This window comes from Hymenobacter terricola, from assembly GCF_017921975.2.
Taxonomy (GTDB): domain Bacteria; phylum Bacteroidota; class Bacteroidia; order Cytophagales; family Hymenobacteraceae; genus Hymenobacter; species Hymenobacter terricola.
The window spans coordinates 1-3,252 of the sequence record NZ_JAGEMO020000034.1 but is presented as its reverse complement, the minus strand read 5'-3'; the positions used below and the strand labels follow the sequence as shown (position 1 = coordinate 3,252).

Annotated in this window: 4 protein-coding genes; 2 read left to right on the top strand and 2 right to left on the bottom strand. The window is 62.4% G+C overall.

The window, feature by feature from the left end:
* On the bottom strand, window positions 1-1,077 hold a 1,077-nt coding region (locus J4G38_RS18890), incomplete at its 3' end, for a THUMP domain-containing class I SAM-dependent RNA methyltransferase (RefSeq protein WP_226163556.1).
* Window positions 1,078-1,215: 138 nt separating this feature from the next.
* Between J4G38_RS18890 and J4G38_RS18885 the strand changes: the two genes are divergently transcribed.
* A complete protein-coding gene (locus J4G38_RS18885) occupies window positions 1,216-2,619 on the top strand; it encodes a sugar MFS transporter (protein ID WP_210519045.1) in 1,404 nt (467 codons plus the stop codon).
* A gap of 28 nt (window positions 2,620-2,647) precedes the next feature.
* Window positions 2,648-3,079, top strand: a complete 432-nt coding sequence (locus J4G38_RS18880) for a hypothetical protein (protein ID WP_210519047.1) — start codon at window positions 2,648-2,650, stop codon at window positions 3,077-3,079.
* Here the strand turns inward: J4G38_RS18880 and J4G38_RS29200 are convergent.
* Window positions 3,076-3,234, bottom strand: a complete 159-nt coding sequence (locus J4G38_RS29200; protein ID WP_226163232.1) for a transposase — start codon at window positions 3,232-3,234, stop codon at window positions 3,076-3,078. The two genes, J4G38_RS18880 and J4G38_RS29200, sit on opposite strands and share 4 nt — an antisense overlap.
* Window positions 3,235-3,252: the final 18 nt, after the last annotated feature.

Sequence of the window (3,252 nt, the reverse complement as noted above, 5' to 3'; positions counted from 1 at the left end):
TACCCGCCGCGCCGCCTTCAGCCCAATGCTCTTCGCCGCTTCCAGATTCCCGGTGAACACAAAGGCATCGTAGCCCTGGAAATTCGCCTTCAGCGAATCCCCAATCGACTTATACAGCGCCGCCATTTCAGCCTCCTCCCCTATCCGCTCGCCGTAGGGCGGGTTCATAAGCACAATGCCGGGCTCCTCCTTGGCCGGGGCTACGGCGTCTTTCACATCGCGGACCGACAACTTAATGTAGTCCTCCAGGCCGGCGGCGGTGATGTTGGCCGCCGCCATGTCAATGACTTTGGGGTCGAGGTCGGAGCCGGCGAGGTAGGCTTGCGGCTCGTCGAGGCGCTGGGCTTTGGCTTCTTCGCGCACCTGGCTCCAGATTTCGGGGTCGAAGTCGTACCAGTTTTCGAAACCGAATTTGCCTTGGTGAAACAGGCCGGGGGCGATGCGCTGGCTGATGAGGCCGGCTTCGGTGAGGATGGTGGCCGAACCGCACATGGGGTCGATGAGCGGCTTTTTGCCATCCCAACCGGAGAGTAGGACCAGGCCGGCGGCCAGCACCTCGTTCAGCGGGGCTTCGTTGGTGTGCTGGCGGTAGCCGCGGCGGTGCAGCGAGTCGCCGGCCGCGTCGAGGCTGAGGATGACTTCGTTTTCCGTCATGCGCAGGTGCAGGCGGATGTCGGGCGTGCGGGTGTCGATGCTGGGCCGCTCGCCGGTGCGGGCCCGGAACTGGTCCACGATGGCATCCTTGGTGAGCTGGGCCACGAACAGCGAGTGCTCAAACGTGGAGCGGTTCACCACGGGCGTGATGGCAAACGTTTGGCCCGGGCCGATGAAATCCGACCAGTCGATGCGACCGACTTCGCGGTACAGGCCCTTTTCATCGGCGGCGTGGAAGGCGGCGAAGGGACGCAGCAGGCGCATGGAAAGGCGGCTCCACAGGGCCACTTCGTAGAGCAGGCGGTGGTCGCCGATGAACTCAACGGCGCGGCTACCAATGTGGGTAATATCGGCCCCGAGGGCGTAGAGCTCGTCGGCGAGCAGTTCTTCCAGGCCGAACTGGGTGGTGGCGGTGAGGTGCATAAGTAGCGCGGACTTTAGCTCCGCTGACTTTCAGTTGTAGTCCGCGTCCCCGCGCCGCCAGAAAATCCCAGCCGCCCAGAAACGCGAACTACAAAGTTCGCGCTACTTTCGCCTTTCGCCGTCCAACTGCTGCATTTTATGGCCCTAGCTCCTTCCTCATCTTCCGTTGCTGCCAGCACCGCCGCACCCGCCCGCTCCTACGCCGGCCCCATGGTGCTAATGACCACCCTGTTTTTCCTCTTCGGGGCCGTCACGAACTTCAACGATGTGCTCATGCCCTACCTCAAGGACGTGTGCCAGCTCACCGATTTCCAGTCCACGGCCGTGCAGTCCGCCTTTTTCGGCGCTTATTTCCTGATGTCGCTGCCGGCCGGCTGGGTCTTGAAGAAGCTGGGCTACCAGCGGGGCATCGTGGTGGGCCTGCTGGTGATGGCCGGCGGCGCGCTACTGTTCATTCCGGCGGCCGATTCGCGGGCGTTTGCCCTGTTTCTCACGGCGCTGGCCACGCTGGGCGCGGGCATCACGCTGCTGCAAGTGGCCGCCAATCCCTACGTGAGCATCCTGGGGCCGGCGCGGGGCGCGGCGGCGCGGGTGAGCGTGGTGGGCGTGGCCAACAACTTCGGCGGGGCGCTCTCGCCGCTGGTGGGCGGGCTGGTGCTGTTCGGCGGCTCGGTGGCCCTCAAGGCCCGGCTGGCGGCGCTGCCGCTGACGGAGCGGCTGGCCGAAGAATCCCACCTGGTAAAAGGTCCTTATATCGGGCTGGCGGTGTTTCTGGTGCTGCTGGCGGCGCTGTTTTTCTTCCTGGTGAAGCTGCCCGACATCGAAGGCATTCCCGAGGAAGCCGCCGAGGAGGCGCGGCCCATGGCGGCGGGACGCACGTCGGCGCTGGCGTTTCCGCACCTCGTGCTGGGCATCGCGGCCATTTTTGTGTACGTGGGCGTGGAGGTCGGGCTCGGTTCTTTTCTGATTCGCTACGGCGAGTCGCAGGGCATCAGGCAGCTTTCGGCCTTCACCCAAAGCCTGGTGCAGGGGCTGAACGTAGCCACCAACTACGCGCTGGTGCTATTCGGCAAGGAGCCTTCCGCCATTGATACCACCGTGGGCTTTACCAAAGCCGTGGGCGCGGTGCTGGTATCATCGTACTGGTTCGGCTCGCTGGTAGGCCGCGTAATTGGCATTCCGCTGCTATTGAAATTCCACAACCGGGTGCTGCTGGTGGCCGTGTGCGCGGCGGGCACGGCCCTGGTAGGCGCCAGCATCCTGAGCACCGGCGAAACGGCGCTGTGGCTGGTGGTGCTCTGCGGGCTGATGAACTCCATTATGTGGCCCGTGATTTTCCCGCTGGCCATTACCGGACTGGGGCCGTTCACGAAGCAGGGCTCTTCCTATTTGATTATGGCCATCGTGGGCGGGGCGCTCATTCCGCCGCTCATGGGCTTCATCGCCACGCACGGCGGCGGGCTGCGGGTAGCCTTTGTGGTGCCGGCGCTGTGCTATCTGTACCTGTTGTTTTATGCGCTGAGCGGGTACCGGGTGCGGTAGTGGTTCGGGATTAATACGTTTGAGAGTAATGGAGTCGTCGCCTAATCCGCGCACTTACCGGCTGCTCAGCGCCGGTAATGTCGCCCTGGTTTCGTGCGTAGTGGTCACGCTTACCACGGTGGCGGTGTGGCTGTTCGGGCTCGGCCAGCATCGTTCGCTGTTTGCCAACTCGCTCATTTCGACCACAATTTTATTTACCGCCTTCTTCGCTTTTACCAGCATGGGCCTCTTCCACGGCGTGAAGCTGCGCGATGACGTGGGCCGCCTCACGGACCGCATCAGTCGCCGGCATTTCCCCCGTACAGATTTTAGCGACCTTGATTTTGGTGGGCCGGATTTTCACTTCGATGGTGATGGTTTCGCCGGATTTTTACTAGCCCTACTCGCTTGGGTAGTTGCCGCGATACTGGCCCTGTTCCTCATCTGGCTGCTGGGCGCGCTAGGACGTGTAAACAATTAAAGCCACATCAGGATGGCTCCGAGGGTGACCATTGCCAGAAAGGTGCTGGCGTTCTTTTCGTAGCGTGAAGCGAGGCCCCGAAACCGCTTGAGGCGGTTGAAGCAGCGTTCGATTTGGTTACGATTTTTGTAGACTTCTTCGTTGTGCTCAATCACTTGCGTCCGATTTTTTTT

Excerpts from the sequence above, each read along its gene's own strand:
- J4G38_RS18885 (WP_210519045.1), top strand. The coding sequence starts at position 1,216 with ATGGCCCTAGCTCCTTCCTCATCTTCCGTTGCTGCCAGCACCGCCGCA.
- J4G38_RS18880 (WP_210519047.1), top strand. The coding sequence starts at position 2,648 with ATGGAGTCGTCGCCTAATCCGCGCACTTACCGGCTGCTCAGCGCCGGT.